The organism is uncultured Chitinophaga sp. (assembly GCF_937898475.1).
Lineage (GTDB): Bacteria > Bacteroidota > Bacteroidia > Chitinophagales > Chitinophagaceae > Chitinophaga.
The window spans coordinates 54,449-71,348 of record NZ_CALEJS010000032.1 but is presented as its reverse complement, the minus strand read 5'-3'; the positions used below and the strand labels follow the sequence as shown (position 1 = coordinate 71,348).

Here is a 16,900-nt window from a genome sequence, read left to right as displayed (position 1 = left end):
AAGCACTAATTATTATCTTTGCAATCCCGGAAATAAATAAATATGTCAGAATTTAAAATATACAATTCGTTAAATCGCGAAAAGGAAGTATTCACCCCCTTATATCCCGGCCTTGTGGGTATGTATGTCTGCGGGCCTACCGTATCCGGCGAATCCCACCTGGGCCATGCGCGTCCCTATATCACCTTTGATGTATTGTACCGCTACCTGAAATTCCTTGGCTATAAAGTACGTTATGTACGCAATATCACCGATGCCGGGCATTTTGAGGAAGAGGGCCGTGCCGCAGAGGATAAGATATCCAAGGTGGCTCAGCTGGAAAAGCAGGAACCCATGGAGATCGTGCAGAAGTACACCAACCTCTATCACTGGGCAATGCATCAGTTCAACTGCCAGGATCCAAGCATTGAACCAACAGCAACGGGACATATACTGGAACAGATAGAAATGATCAAAAAGATCATGGAAAAGGGTTATGCCTACGAAGTGAACGGCTCTGTTTATTTTGACGTAAGAAAATACGCGGCAACGCACGACTACGGCAGACTGAGCGGCCGGGTGCTGGACGATATGCTGGAAACTACCCGCGAGTTGGAAGGACAGGAAGAAAAACGGAATAAAGTAGACTTTGCCCTTTGGAAGAAAGCGCCACCTGAGCATCTTATGCGTTGGAACAGTCCCTGGGGCGAAGGCTTCCCGGGCTGGCATATTGAATGCTCCGCGATGAGCGGTAAGTACCTTGGCCAGCAGTTCGATATCCACGGCGGCGGGATGGACCTTCAGTTCCCGCATCATGAATGTGAGATAGCGCAAAGTGAAATTGCCCACGGCGAACTCATGGCCCGTTACTGGATGCACAATAACATGATCACCATTAACGGCCGTAAAATGGGCAAGGCCTATAATAATACCATCAAGCTGACAGAGCTCTTTGCTGGCACACATCCCCTGCTGGAAAAGCCTTACAGCCCGATGACCATCCGTTTCTTTGTATTGCAGACCCACTACCGCAGCACGCTGGACTTCTCCAATGAAGCCCTGCAGGCGGCAGAAAAAGGCCTCCAACGCTTATGGGCAGCTTACGAGGTGCTGCAGAAACTGGAATACATCAGTAATGGCAGCCCCCTAAACGAAGAACTGGATAAACAGGTACAGCAATGGTGCCATGAATGCACTGAGTTTATCAACGATGATCTCAACACGGCGAAAGTGCTGGCCAACCTATTTGAACTGGTTCCTGTTATCAACTCATTAAAAGGCGGGCAGATAAAGATGCATGAGATCAGTGAAGATGCTTTCAAAGTCCTGCAGAAAACCTGGCAAACCTTCCTCATAGATATACTGGGCCTGCAACCTGAAATATTGGTAACAGACAATTCGATGCTGGACGGTACACTTCAGCTGCTGATAGATATGCGGAAAGAAGCCAAGCTCCGGAAAGACTACGCCACTTCAGATAAGATACGTAACCAGCTACTGGCCATTGGCATTCAGCTGAAAGATGAGAAAGACGGTAGCGTGAGCTACAGCATTTTATAAAATCACCTGATCCGGGAATCGGTTTAATATGCGCAAACTTTGGATGATCATTACAGGCATGGCTTTATACGCCAGCGCCTGCCAGCCTTCTGCAAAAGAAAAGGCCAGCGATAACACAACAACAAACAATACCGTTTCTAGTGTTAAGGTACCCGCTTTCAGCACAGATACCGCTTATGCCTATACGGAAAAACAGGTAAGCTTCGGACCACGTATACCCAATACGCCGGCACAAAGAAAATGTGCCGACTGGCTCATACAAACACTGAAGCCCCTGGCAGACACTGTGTATGTACAGCACACCACTGTTAACGGTCCTAAAAATACTCCCCTGCCCTGCGTAAATATTGTTGGCGTTTTTAACCCGGCAGCCACACAACGTATACTGGTGCTGGCGCACTGGGATACACGCCCTTACGCAGACCAGGACGCTTTTGACAAGACCAAGGCATTTGATGGAGCCGATGACGGCGCCAGCGGTACTGCCGTGCTGTTGGAGCTGGCCAGGCAATTCCGTCTGCAACGGCCTGGCATCGGTGTAGACCTTCTGCTCACCGATGTAGAAGATTTCGGGGTAAGTGAGGAAGAGAACAGCTACTGCCTGGGCACCCAATACTGGGCCAGGCATCCACATGTACCTGGCTATAAGGCCAACTACGGTATCCTGCTGGATATGGTGGGTGGCCGCAACACACAGTTCTTTATGGAAGCCACTTCCCAGCAATATGCACTGGGCCCCATGAAAGCCCTGTGGGATGTAGCCAACAGGCTGGGATATTCTGATTTCTTCCGGTACGAAGGCAATGGCGCTGCCATTACAGACGATCACGTATACGTAAATACCATCGCTAACATACCTACATTTGATATCATTGCCATGCAGCCTAACGGCAATTTTGCTCCTCACTGGCATACGCAGAACGACAATATGAGTGTGATAGACAAGCGTACGCTACAGGCGGTAGGGCAAACCCTCATGCAGGTAATATATGCGCAACCATTTTGATAACAAAGGGCAGCCTGTAGCTGCCCTTTGTCTTTAAAACTGAATGTTATGCCCAAAGCCACCACTCCATTGTATCATCAGCATCTCAGCAAAGACAAAAAGCTCTTCCGCATCATGGATGGCCCCTTACCGGCCATGCCCGTAAAAAAGAATATAACCCTGCGCCTTATTGGCGCCATTATGAGCCAGCAGTTATCTACCAGGGTGGCAGAAGTAATCTATCAACGCTTTCTGGATCTGTATGGCGGTAAAGAACCTACCGCACAACAAGTGCTGGATACCCCCGCTCCTCTGTTGCGCGGCATTGGCCTTAGTAATGCCAAAGTGAGCTATGTACACAATGTGGCGCGCTTTACCGTAGAAGAAAAACTGACGGATAAGAAGCTGCACAAAATGGACAACGATGAAGTGATTGCTTATCTGACACAGATAAAAGGCATAGGGCGATGGACGGTTGAAATGTTACTGATGTTCTACCTGGGGCGTGAAGATGTTTTTGCTATTGATGATCTGGGCCTGCAGCAAAGTATGATCAAACTATACCGGCTGGATACGGCTGATAAAAAAGCGCTACGACTGCGCTTGCTGGAGATCTCTGCTAAATGGGCGCCTTACCGCACTTATGCCTGCAGGTATCTCTGGGCCTGGAAGGATATCAAGCCCGTTGCGGGTGATAAACGGTAGGCTGTATTTATACTTATACCTGAGACATTATATAGCTGATCGCATTCCTTGTTTTCTCAAAAGAGAAGATCTTTGCCAGCACACCTTTAAAGTGTTCTTCATCACTTATGTCATAAAAAGTTTCCTCCAATATAGAGTAAAGCTGGAAGGGATACACCTGTATGCTGCCATGTATGATCCATAATAAAGGGAACTGGTAATTACCCAATGCTGGAACTTTGATGATAAATTCGTGTCTCAATCCATTTGCCGTAAGCGTGTCTTTATTTTCAGTGCTGATCAGTGCGGGTGATGTTTTTATATCCACTGTCAGAATGTTATTGCTCATTTTTGACAGATAACTAGCCTGATCCAGTAAAATGTTTTTTGGCAGTGTGATTTTTTTCTCTAAAATATCCTCCGGCCATAGATTGGGAGCTGCTTCACTCATATTTCATGTGTTTTTACAAGTTAAAACAAAACTTTATCGGCAGATGATCCGAGAATCGTCTCGAGTCAATTAAACCGGCCTCTGTCAAAAGGCTGGTTCCTTTTATTTCGGTAACAATATCCAAATATTCATCATCAAAGTAATCTATCAGTCCGGGCCGCATGATTACCTGATCAAACAGGTTCCAATGATAGTTAATAGGTTTTGCCGGACTGTAGTAATGCGTTCCCGACACTTTCCCCTTCCCCAGATCTCCCAGAAAGCCCCACATTGGGTTGTAAAAAAAATCAAACTCTACCCCCTCCACCTTTCTTACCAGCCTTTTGGCTATCACTCTTTCGAACGTGGTATGAAACCCTCCACTTTGTACCAACCCATGCTCAAAGGGATGCATGTTAAAATCGCCAAACACGACAGTTTGCTTATGTCCAACCAAACTTTCTACACTATCAATAAAAGATTTTACACCCAACAAATATGCTGCCTGGTCGTCCCCTGTCCAGTGAAGCTTGCTTGGAAGATGTAAACACAACAAAGTTATGTTATTGTTCAAAACCGGAGAATACAAATATCTGGCCGTCATTCTCCTTGTTTCAGACAATAGCCCCAATAATGAATCTTTAAATTTTGTATATATCTGGATCTTATCGCATGTAATACCGGCACAAAAGTAAAAGGCGTTGGTGTTCCTGTTCAGTTTTCTAAGTACGTCTGCGGGTTTCAGGTTACATTCTGCCAGAAATATAAGATCGATTTCTTGTTCATCTACCAGGTCATACAACAAATCGGCTAGGTCATGGTTATTGAGGTTCCAGAAGCAATAGTTCATCGGCTAATAGGTAATGCGGCTAATAGACCTAATATAAAAAATTAGCCCAATAAATCATAGCGCTATTTCCCTAAAAAAACTCCCCACCCAGAAATGAGCGGGGATTGTTAATTACTAACTAACCCAATGCTTATAACTAAAACAAACTGTAATAAGTTGATTTACTTTGCCCACGTTCTTCTGCAATGCAATATAACTGCGGGCAACACTATTTTCCTGCTTCACTTATTGTTGCTGTTGCTCAGCAATCTTTGCCTTTATCTTGGTTTCAACTTCTGTGGCCACTTCAGGATTGTCTAACAGCAATTGTCTAACAGCATCACGACCCTGACCCAGTTTATTACCATCATAGCTGAACCAGCTGCCACTTTTCTGTATCACGCCATACTCCACGCCCATATCAATGATCTCTCCCATCTTGGAGATACCTTCTCCGAACACGATATCAAACTCTGCCTGGCGGAAGGGAGGCGCTACTTTATTCTTTACTACTTTTACCTTCACCCTGTTACCTACTGCTGTATCACCATCTTTAATCTGTGTCATACGGCGAATATCCAGGCGCACAGAAGCATAGAACTTCAGGGCATTACCACCGGTAGTGGTTTCGGGGTTACCGAACATCACACCTATTTTCTCTCGCAACTGGTTTATGAATATGCAACAGCAATTGGTTTTGGAGATAGTAGCTGTCAGCTTACGTAAGGCCTGTGACATCAGGCGGGCCTGTAAGCCCATCTTACTGTCTCCCATTTCACCCTCCAGTTCTCCTTTGGGCACCAGAGCGGCAACCGAGTCAATCACTACCACATCAACCGCACCGGATAAGATCAGGCGATCTGCTATTTCCAGCGCCTGCTCACCATGGTCTGGCTGAGAGATCAGCAGCGCATCCACATCTACTCCCAATCGTTTAGCATATGTGCTGTCAAACGCGTGCTCCGCATCTATAATTGCGCAGATACCACCCTTTTTCTGGGCTTCCGCAATAGTATGTATAGCAACTGTTGTTTTACCGGATGATTCAGGACCGTATATCTCTATAATCCTGCCTTTGGGGAAACCTCCAATACCCAGCGCAATATCCAGGCCCAATGAGCCGGTTGATATTACCTCCATCGGGTCAGTACCTTTCTCTCCCATCATCATTACGGATCCCTTACCAAAATCTTTCTCGATTTTATCCATGGTAAGGCGGAGCGCCTTCAATTTATCTGCATTGGCTGTAGACATATTAGTAAGTGTTTTTTACAAATTTAATGGTGTGCTAAGTTATGATCTAATTTTTGAAATTCCTAAAAAATTTAGCATTTAATCTTAAATACTAAATACAGTAGCAAATAAACCGCTGCTAGTCAACCGATCTCTGATTCTTTCAATCCGATTATTCACAACTGCCCTACAAAGATGCATCTCCCTTACGCAATGAATATGCGCAGCGAAAAAATAAATTTTAAAGTCTTTAACCTATGACCGCGTAGGCCAGTAATTGGGAAAATATGCCTACCAGCAAACCTGCATAAACATCCGCCGAACTGTGGGCAGATAAGACCATTCGTGCAGTGGCTACCAGCGCGGCCACAAAAACTGTGATCACCAGGGCGATTGTTACATTCATATGCATTCCGAACATCAGGGCCAGCAGAAAGCCGATCACACCGCCCCAGCCCGTGGTATGCATACTGATCTTCACAAAGATGTTGGAAATAAAAGAAATGATCACTGCCAGGAACACGCCCAGGAAAAAGGCATTGAAGAACGCCGGAGCCACCCCCTGTCTTTTAAAGGAGTAGAAGGCCCAGAAGTAATAAACAATAGAGGCAACGTATGGTATAATGCGATCCTGCTGGGAGTGCAGGTAAATAGAGTCTATAAACCGGAGCGCTTTTGCCAGCATTACTGTCAGCAAGGGAAAGAGTACGCTGATCATGATCACCCTGAAATAAAGGGTATCATATGCAAAACGGAGACTGGCCTGTTTAAAATTTACAAAATATTCAGGCAATGCCTGAACCGTCAGGAAGGTAACAATAATTGGTATGAACAATGGATGCAGCAGGTAAGAGATCACCTGCGCTACTGCGCGCAGGGCAGGCGAGAACACCGGCAACGCTTCGCGGTCGCCATTCACATGCAGTACTGTTTCTTTATCCATTTATCTTTATTAAAGTTCTTTTCTTAACCTGGCCACCGGGATGTTCAGTTGTTCCCTGTATTTGGCTACTGTCCGGCGGGCAATATTATAACCCTTGTCCTGCAGCATCTTGGTCAGGTTCTCGTCGCTAAGCGGTTTACGTTTGTTCTCCCCTTCAATAAGGTCTGAGAGTATTTTCTTTACCTCGCGGGTGGATACTTCTTCCCCGCTGTCTGTAGACAAAGATTCGCTGAAGAAGAATTTAAGCTTGAAAGTACCGAATTCCGTCTGCACATATTTGCTGTTGGCCACGCGGCTTACAGTAGATATGTCCAGCTGTGTGATATCTGCAATATCCTTCAGGATCATAGGCTTCATGGTGGTTTCATCCCCTGTCAGGAAAAATTCCCGCTGGTACTCCATGATAGATTCCATTGTAGACAGCAGTGTGTGCTGCCGCTGCTTGATGGCGTCTATAAACCATTTAGCCGCATCTATTTTCTGCTTGATGAACAATACGGCTTCCTTCTGCCGACGGTCTTTCTTATCTCCCCTGTCGTATTCTTTCAGCATCTCGCGGTATCCTTCAGAAATGCGGAGGTCTGGTGCGTTCTTGGAGTTCAGCGTCAGCTCCAGCTTACCGTTATTGTTAAAGATAAAGAAGTCGGGCACCACATAGCTTTCCGCTTTATTGATGGTAGCGTAGTTGCCTCCGGGTTTGGGCGTTAACCGGATGATCTGGTTAATGGCTTCTTTCAGCCCTTCATCACTCAGGTTCAAACCCTTCTGTATCTTTTCGTAATGCTTCTTGGTGAATTCGTCAAAGTAGCTATCCAGTATCTGGTAAGCGGTCTGTACGCCGGGATCATCCTGGGGTTTACGTTTCAGCTGCAGCAGCAGGCATTCTTTCAGGTCTGTACAGCATACGCCCGGCGGATCAAACTCCTGGATCTTTTTGATCAGCAGTTTTATTTCCTCCTCATCTGTGGAGACATTCTGCGAAAATGAAAGATCGTCTACAATGGCGCTTACTTCCCTGCGCAGGTAACCATCATCATCAATGCTGCCTATGATCTGTTCTGCTATGCGTTGCTGACGTTCATCCAGCTCCAGCATTCCCAGCTGGCTCAGTAGGTGCTCATGGAATGAGGTCTCTACCCGTACCGGTATCGTCTTATTCTCGTCCGGATCCGGGTAGTTATCATCACGAAGTCGATAATCGGCTATGTCATCATCACCCTCGTTAACATATTCTGATATGTCTATATTATCGTATTCATTTTCGCTGCCGTCCGGCTCAAAATCCTCTTCCTCCTCACCTTCTGTGGAAGAAGAGGGCAGTAGGTCTTCCTGGGTTTCCTTATTGGGGTCTTCATCGTGCGTCTCATCCTCCCCATATTCCAGTGCAGGGTTTTCCTCCAGCTCTTCCTTGATACGTTCTTCCAGGTTGGCAGTAGGCACCTGCAGCAATTTCATGAGCTGAATTTGCTGAGGCGATAGTTTCTGCAATAATTTTTGCTGTTGTGTCTGCTTTAACATAAATCTACTCCCTCTTGAGAACAAAAGTAATAACAATACAATATAAGTAACGACTTAAAGCGCCTACACCATTTTCATTTAACAATTGCCTAATAAGTCTCCGGTGGCTACAGTTTGCTTCTTTATCCCTGGTTCATACCGAGGTCCAACTCCAGCTGTTCAGGCAATAACCGGAACGATTTGCGGTGATAGGGGGTTTCACCGTGTTCACGGATGGCGTTACGGTGTTGGAGTGTTGGATATCCTTTGTTTTCGCTCCAGCCAAAATGCGGGTACTCATCATGCAGGCGTTGCATATATGCATCCCGGTAAGTTTTAGCCAGTATGGAGGCCGCCGCAATAGAGGCATATGTTCCGTCGCCCTGAATAATACAGGCATGCGGCACTTTTCCATAGGGTGTAAAGCGATTACCATCCACCAGTATAAAACCCGGCTGACAGGTAAGCTGTTCCAATGCCAGGTGCATGGCCCGGAAAGAGGCCTGCAGTATGTTAATACGATCTATTTCAATATTGTCCACACTAGCCACCGCATAACAAACCGCCTCTTTCTCGATGATATACCGCAACTGTTCGCGCTCTGCAGGTTTCAGTTGCTTGGAATCATTCAGCAACGGGTGCCGGAACCGTTTCGGTAATATCACTGCCGCCGCAAACACGGGTCCGGCCAGGCATCCGCGGCCTGCTTCATCACAACCTGCCTCCGGCTCTATATGTTGATGATAAGATAGTAGCAAACCATTAAAATTGATACCGGTAAAGTTATAAAACTATTTTGTGCCGCAATAATTTTACTGGAACAGCTCCTTAAAGTCCTTTTTGAACGCCGTCCATTCTTTGTCCGATTTCTTTAATAATGTATCAATTTTTAGTTGGGTACTATCCCAGGTGGCTGCACTTGCCCCCTTCAGATCTTCCAGCTTTCTGTTGATATCGTTCCGCAATCCGGTTAGTTTCCTACGCGCCTGCACCGCCCTCCCGGTACTGTCGTCCCGTAATGCCTCTATCTTCTGGTCAATTTCCCTGCGGCGCTCCTCCAGGTCATTTGCCACTTTCTCTTTTTGTTCAGATAAATAGCCGGCGGCGGCATCCGCCGTCTCTTTCAGATCCTGCTGAATCTTTTCCAGGCCAGCCTTTACCTCCTCCCTTTTCTCTTCCCGGGTACTATTTTCCCGGCAGGCTAAAAAGGTCATTAATACTAATCCTGTCAGTAGTTTATTCATCTTCTGCATTTCAATTAACCAGAAACAGATAGCCCTCCCCGCATGCGGGGACAACAATTTTCACCCTATCAAAAGACGTTCCACTTTTTTCGTTCCGCTGAATGGCTTTCTGTCATATGCCCAAAATAACTATGTGATGGCGGGCTTCGTATACTGTTTTATCAAAAAAAAAGTTAGGTTTGGAGTCCTTTTACAAAATCGACACGCTTATATGAAGAGAGGTTTATTGATCTTTTTCCTCCTGCTTACTATCCAATGGGCCAGGGCAGATGAAGGTATGTGGCTGCCCTATTTACTGGGACAGCAGGTTTACAACGACATGGTTAAAAAAGGCCTGAAGCTCACCAAAGAACAGTTATACAGTATTAATAAGGCATCCGTAAAAGACGCCATCATTATTTTTGGCGGGGGCTGTACGGGTGAGATCGTAAGCAACCAGGGTCTGATCTTTACTAATCACCATTGCGGCTATGATGCCATTGCCAGCGCCAGCTCGGTTACACACAATTACCTGAAAAACGGCTTCTACGCCCAGAATATGCAACAGGAGATCCCCGCTGCTAAACTTTCTGTACAATTCCTGGTAAAGGTGGAAGATGTGACCAAACAGGTAACAGATACCCTGCAGGACCTCACAGGTCAGGAAAGGGTACAGGCGCAACAGCAGGTATTTGCACAGATCATCGCCAAAGCCACCGAGGGCACTGGTTATGAGGGCAGAATACTGCCTATGTTCAAAGGCAATCAGTATCTGCTGTTCATATATGAGCGCTATAAAGACATCAGGCTGGTGGCCGCCCCTCCTGAAAGTGTAGGCAAATTTGGCGGAGATACTGATAACTGGGAATGGCCCCGCCATACAGGCGACTTTTCTGTTTTCAGGGTGTATGCCGACAAGAACGGCAAACCGGCGGAGTATGCTGCTTCCAACGTGCCGTTAAAACCTAAATACTTCCTGCCCATCTCCCTGAAAGGTGTAAAAGAAAATGATTACGCCATGATCTTTGGCTACCCGGGCGGTACCAACCGCTACGAAACATCTTTCGGTGTAAAACTGAAAGAAGAAGTGGAAAACCCTGCCATTGTGAGCCTGCGCGACATCCGCCTGAAGTTTATGTTTGAACGGATGAAAAAAGATCCGGCCATCAAACTGAAGCTGTCTTCCTCTTACGCCCGTATCGCCAACTACTGGAAATTCTTTGACGGTGAGACCAAACAACTCTTAAAGTACAAAGTACTGGAAGAGAAGCAGGAACATGAAGCGACCTTTGAAAAATGGGCCCAGGGCAAACCTGCATACCAGTCTGTTCTGAAAGACTATGCCCAGATCTATAAGGAATGGTCTCCCTATACCAAGCATCGGATTTACATTCATGAAGGCATCCTGGGCTCTCCACTGGCCGCTTTTGCCGCCAGCCTGCAGGCGGTTGAGAAGGCCCTTACACAATCCGGCACAGCGCCTGATGCAATACGAAAGAGCCTTGAGGCTGCGGATAAAGCCCGCAACGCTTTCCTGGCAGAAGAAGATAAACCTAGCGACCAGAAAATACTGGCTGCCATTTGCCGCAGGTTCTATACTGATATTCCGCCGGCACAACATCCCATCGGGTTCTACGATGCTGTAAAGGCCAAATTCGGTAACCTGGATGATGATAACACCTACCGCCTCTGGTCTGCCGCCATCATGAACGGTACTATTATTTTTAAGGATGAAAAGTGGAAGGAGTTCATGGCCCATCCTGATGCAGTGACCCTGCAAACAGACCCGGCTTTTGCCTTTGCCAGCAATTTTACAAAGAACTACGCCGGTAAGTACCTGCCGCTGTATAACCAGTTCTTGCTTAATAATAATGATCTGGACCGCATCTACCTGAAAGGCCTGATGGAAATGGAACCGGCCAAAAAATGGTATCCGGACGCTAATTTCTCCATGCGCCTTAGCTATGGACAGGTAAAGTCTTATAGCCCGCGTGACGGCATGGACTATGATTACGTGTGTACCATGAAAGGCGTAATGGAAAAATACCAGCCGGGCGACTATGAGTTTGATCTGCCTGAGAAATACATTGAGCTGTATAAAAAGAAAGACTTTGGCCAGTACAAAGATATTAAACGTAACGACCTGGTAGTGTGCTTTATCACCACCAATGATATTACAGGCGGCAACTCAGGTTCTCCCGTACTGAATGGCAACGGTGAACTGATCGGCCTTGCCTTTGATGGCAACTATGAAGCATTGAGCCATAAGATCCAGTTTGACCAGGCATATAACCGAACTATTTGCGTAGACATCCGTTACGTGCTCTGGTGCATAGACAAACTGGGAGGCGCCTCCAACATTATCAACGAACTGAAGATTATTAAGTAGGTTGTAACCTGCACAATAAAAAGCCCCCTGGTCACCAATAACCAGGGGGCTTTTTATTGCTGCGTACTTATACGTAATTATTAAAGTCAAGGGTTACTACGCATATCCATTTCGTAGCGGCACATTAGTTTTGCATTCGTTTCAATCACCCCAAAAAATTAAAGTGTATGAAAGGTAGAGTAGTGATGGCCATAATGGCCACGATGTTGTGCTGGTTGTGCAGTTGCCATGTTAATCCCCAGCCTGATCAAATGACCGTAACAGTTATACCCCATGGCACAACCAGCACTTTTTTAGCCATTAGTGGCAAAGGCTTCAGCCCCAGCGCAGCTGAGAACCGTGTAAGCATCGGAAGTACGGAAGTAAGCGTTGTTAGCGCCAGTACTCACCGGCTGATCGTAAAGGTTCCCGGGCACCTGAAAGGCACCGTTCCCGTAACCGTAAAAGTGAAGGAACAGTCTTCCAATGTAGCATACCTGCGTTACCCCTCCAGCGGGGCCCTGGCAGATGCTGTAAGACCTTAAAAAAGTGAACAACAGCAAGAGGCTGTATCGTACTCTCGATGCAGCCTTTTTCTTTCAGGAAGGGTTGGTATTATTTACTGCCTTTCCGGGTCCTTCGGCACTTCTGATACCGCGGTAATAGAATTGCTGCTTTACGATCCTTCCGTTTTCCCAATGCTGCACAAAAGCCTCTTTCAAAAAGCGAAGGCCGCCGGTTTTATGGTAAAAGGTGATCATCATCTCTCCCATTACCACCTGGTGCTCTTCATCCACCACAAGGGTCGGAATACGGAAGATCAGTTCATTCACCTTTTCAAGGCTCTGCTTTTCCAGCTCCAGCAGGCGTTGTTTGCCTATAATGGTTTCCTCATCATTCTCCAGCTGATAAATGTCGTCATCATAGAACCGTTCGATCACGGCTATGGTATTGCCTTGTTCAAGCAGTTGTTTATATTGATCGGCCAGTTCGCGTAACATAAGAAGATTTTATGGTGCCGCCTGTGTAGATGCAGCCGGCTTATCCTGCATACCAAGCATGAGCACTACTTTCCCGCTATCATACAGGTTCAGCGTCTGATCTGCTATATCAAAAGTGTAACTATGATCGCTTAACAGGCGCAGGAAAGTGCTTTCGCGCTCATTGGCAGTATCATCCAGGCAGGCCATGCGAGTGCTGATTACCTGTTTGAACTGTATCTGCACGCTGTCTGCCTCATAATTGCCGCCTACCCGGTTACAGCCGCCATGGCCGCTGAAGCGTTTCTGTACAGTATCAAACTCCAGCCAGATGGGAGACTGAGTGAGTGTTGTACCATTCAGTTGTATCAGATTCCACCTTTTCTTTGCAATGAATGTCCAGGGATCAGGTCTGTCAGCGCCTGCCTGTTCCGTGACTTCGGGCTGCTTTTCGTTTGTGGTTTTACCCTGGCGGTTACAGGTGTTAGCCAGTAGCACTACGGTTGTTGCTGTCAGTATCAGTTTTGTGATCATACAGGTGGTTTTTCTTTGTAGATAAACATGTAATAAAGCACAAAAATTAAGCCTTCTTTATCCGGCTCAGCACCTCCTTGTAATAGGCCAGCTTGGTTTTGGCGCTGATGCTGACTATCTGCACATCATTGGCCGTCAGCATATCCAGCTTAAAGCCAGATGCTTTTACAAACTCCGCAGGAATATAATAGTACAGCTTATTGGGCACCTGTATGGTGTTATGCTGAAACTTCTGTCTTGCACGATAGGTCAGCAGCCACCACAGATCCGTTTCCACAAAATCCAGTGAAAGTCCGAATATATGGATATCCTTTGTAAAGAAGAGATCCAGCCAGGAATGTTCTTTCAGGGGCCCTTGCCTAAGCCGTCTTAACAAAGGTAGCTTAGGCGCGTATTTGGTGGTATAGGTGGTGCCAGACACCACATAATTGCGCATCTGCTGCAGCTGACCACCATAATGTTCAAAACCGAGGTTGATGCTCATAGGGTTCTGGCAGTCTCCGTGAATATGCCAGAAATGGGTCCCGTTCTGTGTATAGCGCCTGAAAATACTGAAAGACCGCTCTGATACCAGGCTGCTGCGCTGTGCGGGCGCACCTCCCTCCAGCGTATATTCGTAATTAGTGGTCAGTATATGTTCCGGTTGCAGGTTGCGTATCAGGCTATGCAGTTCATTGGGTGCAATGGCCGCTACCTTTGAGGCGATAAATGCTTTCAGCTCTTTCTCCCTGATATGAGACTGGCGGATAGCTGTCAGGAATATTTCTTCATATAGCAGTGGAAATGGCTTTTTATCATCCAGCTGTACACATTCGGTATTGCAAAATCTCAGTATTTCCTGCAGCAGGTCTTTCCAGCTCTGCCCCCTGGAAATATTATTGATGTCGTTGCCTACGAGTAAAATGGGGTGTTGCATAGGTCATGGATTTATACTGACTTGAAATTACTCGTTTTCATTGCAGGGTATTTGCGTTCAGGCCTTTATTACCCGAAAGGTAAGATTAATTCTCGAAGGCAGGGGGCGGGAGGTTTTAGGCACCTGGTGCTGCCAGTAATGCTGTATTGTGCCTTTCATGATCAATAAGGACCCATGCTGCAGCTCCAGCTCATATTTCAGGCGGTGATCGCTTTTGTAGCGCAGCATAAAGCGGCGGGTGGCGCCCAGGTTCACAGAAGCGATCAGGGGGTTAAGGCCCAGCTCAGGCTCATCATCGGCATGCCAGCCCATAGCGTCTTTACCATCACGGTACAGGTTCAGCAGCACGCTGTTAAATTGAACACCTGCTACCGGCTCAATACGTTGCCTGATCTCCGGCAAAGGCGGCGTCCAGGGTTGGGGACTGTAAGTTTTGCCCGAAAAAGCATAGGTACTCCCGGCATCTCCATGCCAGGCCATCAGCCGGGGAAACAACACCTGCTTACCGTACATGTTCATGGATTCCTGTTTCCAGTCAATCTTTTTCAACAATTGCTGTAATAAACGGTCAGCTTCCGGGATTGTAAAAAAATGCGGGTAATATTCCAGCGCACCATCTTTCAACAGTACCTTATGAGGAGCATCGTCTTCCGGAAATACAAACAGTTGCTGGTTCATTCAACAAAAGTAGGGGGAAAACCTAATAACAAATTCCAGATTCCAAAATTCAAATACCAAATTCCAGAACCAGATGGCAAAAAAAATCCCAGATTCCGTGTGAAGAATCTGGGATTTAAATATTGGAATTTGGTATTTTATTACCCTACCTGCTCTGTCTTCATTGATTTCTGCTGACGCTTTCTTTCTTCTTCATCCAGTATGGTTTTACGCATACGGATAAAATTGGGCGTTACTTCGATACACTCATCATGCTGGATGTATTCCATACATTCTTCGAGTGTCATCTGTATTTTAGGCGCAATGCTGGTGGCAGCATCGCTACCGCTTGCTCGCATGTTGGTCAGCTTTTTACCTTCATTGGGATTCACTACCAGATCGCCGGGCTTGTTGTTCTCACCGATGATCATGCCTTTATATACCTCTTCTCCCGGATCAACAAAGAAAGAGCCCCTGTCCTGCAGCTTATCCAGTGAATAACCGGTAGTGGTACCGGCTTCCTTGGCAATCAGCACACCGTTGTTACGGCCGGGGATAGGTCCTTTCCAGGGTTTGTAGTCATTGAAGCGATGTGCCATTACAGCTTCTCCTGCAGTTGAGGTCAGCATCTGCGTACGCAAGCCGATCAAACCACGGGAAGGAATTTCAAACTCCAGGTGCTGCATGTCGCCTTTGGTTTCCATGATCTGCATCTCACCTTTACGGCGTGTTACCAGGTCGATCACCTTACTGGCAAACTCCTGGGGAACGTCTACCACCAGGGTTTCATAAGGTTCATGCTTTTTACCGTCAATGGTTTTCACAATTACCTGGGGCTGTCCAACGGTCAGCTCATAACCTTCACGGCGCATGGTTTCAATCAATACGCCCAGGTGCAATATGCCGCGGCCATATACCATGAAGCTATCGGCGCTGTCTGTATCAACAACACGGAGCGCCAGGTTCTTTTCAGTTTCTTTTATCAGGCGGTCGCGCAGGTGACGGCTGGTTACGAACTTACCATCCTTACCGAAGAAAGGAGAGTTGTTGATACCGAACATCATGTTCATGGTAGGCTCGTCTACGCTGATCACCGGCAGCGCTTCAGGGTTTTCAAAGTCGGCAATGGTATCGCCGATGTTGAAGTCTTCCACGCCTACTACCGCGCAGATATCGCCAGCTACTACTTCTGATACTTTCTTCTTACCCAGTGCTTCAAATATGTACAGCTCTCTTACACGTCCTTTTTTCACGCCGTCTGCCTGTACCAATGTAAAAGGCTGGTTTTCCTTAATGCTGCCCCTGGTTACTTTACCTACGGCAATACGGCCCAGGAAAGAGGAGTAATCCAGTGAGGTGATCTGCAGCTGCAGGTTACCTTCAGATACTTTAGGTTCGGGCACATATTTCAGGATACCATCCAGCAGGGGGGTAATATCTTCACATTGTGTCAGGGAATCGTTGAACCAGCCATTCTTACCGGAACCGTAGAAGGTGGGGAAGTTCAGCTGTTCTTCGGTAGCGTCCAGGTTAAAGAACAGTTCGAAAACTGCATCATGAACTTCATCGGGACGGCAGTTGGGCTTATCCACTTTATTGATAACCACGATGGGCTTCAGGTTCAGTTGCAGCGCTTTCTGCAGCACGAAACGGGTTTGCGGCATCGGCCCTTCAAAGGCGTCAACCAGCAGGATAACACCGTCTGCCATTTTCAGTACGCGCTCTACTTCTCCGCCAAAGTCGGCGTGGCCCGGGGTGTCGATCACATTGATCTTCACACCTTTGTACTCCACAGATGCGTTCTTACTGAAAATGGTGATACCACGTTCCCTTTCCAGGTCGTTACTATCCATGATCAGATCGCCGGTTTCCTGGTTAGCCCGGAAAACGTTGGTCTGATGAAGGATTTTGTCTACCAGGGTGGTCTTACCGTGGTCTACGTGAGCAATAATAGCTATGTTACGAATATTCATATATACAATTCAGATGTCAAGCTTGCAGCGTCAGCATTTTCTGACCGCACAAAAGAAGGCGCAAAGGTACGAAAAGACTGCGAAAAATCAGGGAAATGAATTTAAATTA

Annotated in this window: 17 protein-coding genes; 5 read left to right on the top strand and 12 right to left on the bottom strand. The window is 46.7% G+C overall.

Annotation, left to right across the window (positions count from 1 at the left end):
* The first annotated feature begins 42 nt into the window (after positions 1-42).
* The 3 genes from cysS to Q0577_RS19850 are packed head-to-tail and all read left to right on the top strand — an operon-like array spanning position 43 to position 3,229.
* Entirely contained in the window at positions 43-1,539 is a 1,497-nt protein-coding gene (gene cysS / locus Q0577_RS19860) for a cysteine--tRNA ligase (RefSeq protein ID WP_298739373.1), read from the top strand.
* A 28-nt stretch (positions 1,540-1,567) separates the two neighbouring features.
* Positions 1,568-2,545, top strand: coding sequence for a M28 family peptidase (locus Q0577_RS19855; protein ID WP_298739372.1), 978 nt, complete (start codon positions 1,568-1,570; stop codon positions 2,543-2,545).
* Positions 2,546-2,593: 48 nt separating this feature from the next.
* Positions 2,594-3,229 (top strand): DNA-3-methyladenine glycosylase 2 family protein, encoded by a 636-nt coding sequence (locus Q0577_RS19850; RefSeq protein WP_298739371.1) that lies wholly within the window; start codon positions 2,594-2,596, stop codon positions 3,227-3,229.
* A 13-nt stretch (positions 3,230-3,242) separates the two neighbouring features.
* Here Q0577_RS19850 and Q0577_RS19845 read toward each other — a convergent pair whose 3' ends face one another.
* From Q0577_RS19845 to Q0577_RS19815, 7 genes are all read right to left on the bottom strand, one after another.
* A complete protein-coding gene (locus Q0577_RS19845; protein WP_298739370.1) occupies positions 3,243-3,659 on the bottom strand; it encodes a hypothetical protein in 417 nt (138 codons plus the stop codon).
* Positions 3,660-3,672: 13 nt separating this feature from the next.
* Positions 3,673-4,488, bottom strand: a complete 816-nt coding sequence (locus Q0577_RS19840) for a hypothetical protein (RefSeq protein ID WP_298739369.1) — start codon at positions 4,486-4,488, stop codon at positions 3,673-3,675.
* A gap of 225 nt (positions 4,489-4,713) precedes the next feature.
* Positions 4,714-5,721, bottom strand: coding sequence for a recombinase RecA (gene recA, locus Q0577_RS19835; RefSeq protein WP_298739368.1), 1,008 nt, complete (start codon positions 5,719-5,721; stop codon positions 4,714-4,716).
* 229 nt (positions 5,722-5,950) lie between these two features.
* A complete protein-coding gene (locus tag Q0577_RS19830) occupies positions 5,951-6,643 on the bottom strand; it encodes a hypothetical protein (RefSeq protein ID WP_298739366.1) in 693 nt (230 codons plus the stop codon).
* 9 nt (positions 6,644-6,652) lie between these two features.
* Complete coding sequence (gene rpoN, locus Q0577_RS19825) at positions 6,653-8,161, bottom strand: RNA polymerase factor sigma-54 (RefSeq protein ID WP_298739365.1); 1,509 nt, start codon at positions 8,159-8,161, stop codon at positions 6,653-6,655.
* A 122-nt stretch (positions 8,162-8,283) separates the two neighbouring features.
* Positions 8,284-8,898 (bottom strand): ribonuclease HII, encoded by a 615-nt coding sequence (locus Q0577_RS19820; protein WP_298739364.1) that lies wholly within the window; start codon positions 8,896-8,898, stop codon positions 8,284-8,286.
* 54 nt (positions 8,899-8,952) lie between these two features.
* Positions 8,953-9,384, bottom strand: a complete 432-nt coding sequence (locus tag Q0577_RS19815; RefSeq protein ID WP_298739363.1) for a hypothetical protein — start codon at positions 9,382-9,384, stop codon at positions 8,953-8,955.
* Between the two features lie 211 nt (positions 9,385-9,595).
* Between Q0577_RS19815 and Q0577_RS19810 the strand changes: the two genes are divergently transcribed.
* A complete protein-coding gene (locus Q0577_RS19810; protein WP_298739361.1) occupies positions 9,596-11,752 on the top strand; it encodes a S46 family peptidase in 2,157 nt (718 codons plus the stop codon).
* A gap of 251 nt (positions 11,753-12,003) precedes the next feature.
* On the top strand, positions 12,004-12,276 hold the full coding sequence (locus Q0577_RS19805; protein WP_298739360.1) for an IPT/TIG domain-containing protein: 273 nt from the start codon (positions 12,004-12,006) through the stop codon (positions 12,274-12,276).
* 54 nt (positions 12,277-12,330) lie between these two features.
* Here Q0577_RS19805 and Q0577_RS19800 read toward each other — a convergent pair whose 3' ends face one another.
* The 5 genes from Q0577_RS19800 to typA all read right to left on the bottom strand — a co-directional run bounded on the left by Q0577_RS19800 (position 12,331) and on the right by typA (position 16,791).
* The gene (locus tag Q0577_RS19800) at positions 12,331-12,732 is read right to left on the bottom strand and encodes a nuclear transport factor 2 family protein (protein WP_298739359.1); all 402 of its coding nucleotides are present in this window, start codon (positions 12,730-12,732) and stop codon (positions 12,331-12,333) included.
* 9 nt (positions 12,733-12,741) lie between these two features.
* A complete protein-coding gene (locus Q0577_RS19795; protein ID WP_298739358.1) occupies positions 12,742-13,245 on the bottom strand; it encodes an META domain-containing protein in 504 nt (167 codons plus the stop codon).
* A gap of 46 nt (positions 13,246-13,291) precedes the next feature.
* Positions 13,292-14,161 carry an SIR2 family protein gene (locus Q0577_RS19790; protein ID WP_298739357.1) on the bottom strand — a complete coding sequence of 290 codons (870 nt, stop codon included), beginning with the start codon at positions 14,159-14,161 and terminating at the stop codon, positions 13,292-13,294.
* A gap of 57 nt (positions 14,162-14,218) precedes the next feature.
* Positions 14,219-14,839 (bottom strand): alpha-ketoglutarate-dependent dioxygenase AlkB, encoded by a 621-nt coding sequence (locus Q0577_RS19785; RefSeq protein WP_298739356.1) that lies wholly within the window; start codon positions 14,837-14,839, stop codon positions 14,219-14,221.
* 140 nt (positions 14,840-14,979) lie between these two features.
* Positions 14,980-16,791 carry a translational GTPase TypA gene (gene typA / locus Q0577_RS19780; protein ID WP_298739355.1) on the bottom strand — a complete coding sequence of 604 codons (1,812 nt, stop codon included), beginning with the start codon at positions 16,789-16,791 and terminating at the stop codon, positions 14,980-14,982.
* Between the last annotated feature and the right edge of the window lie 109 nt (positions 16,792-16,900).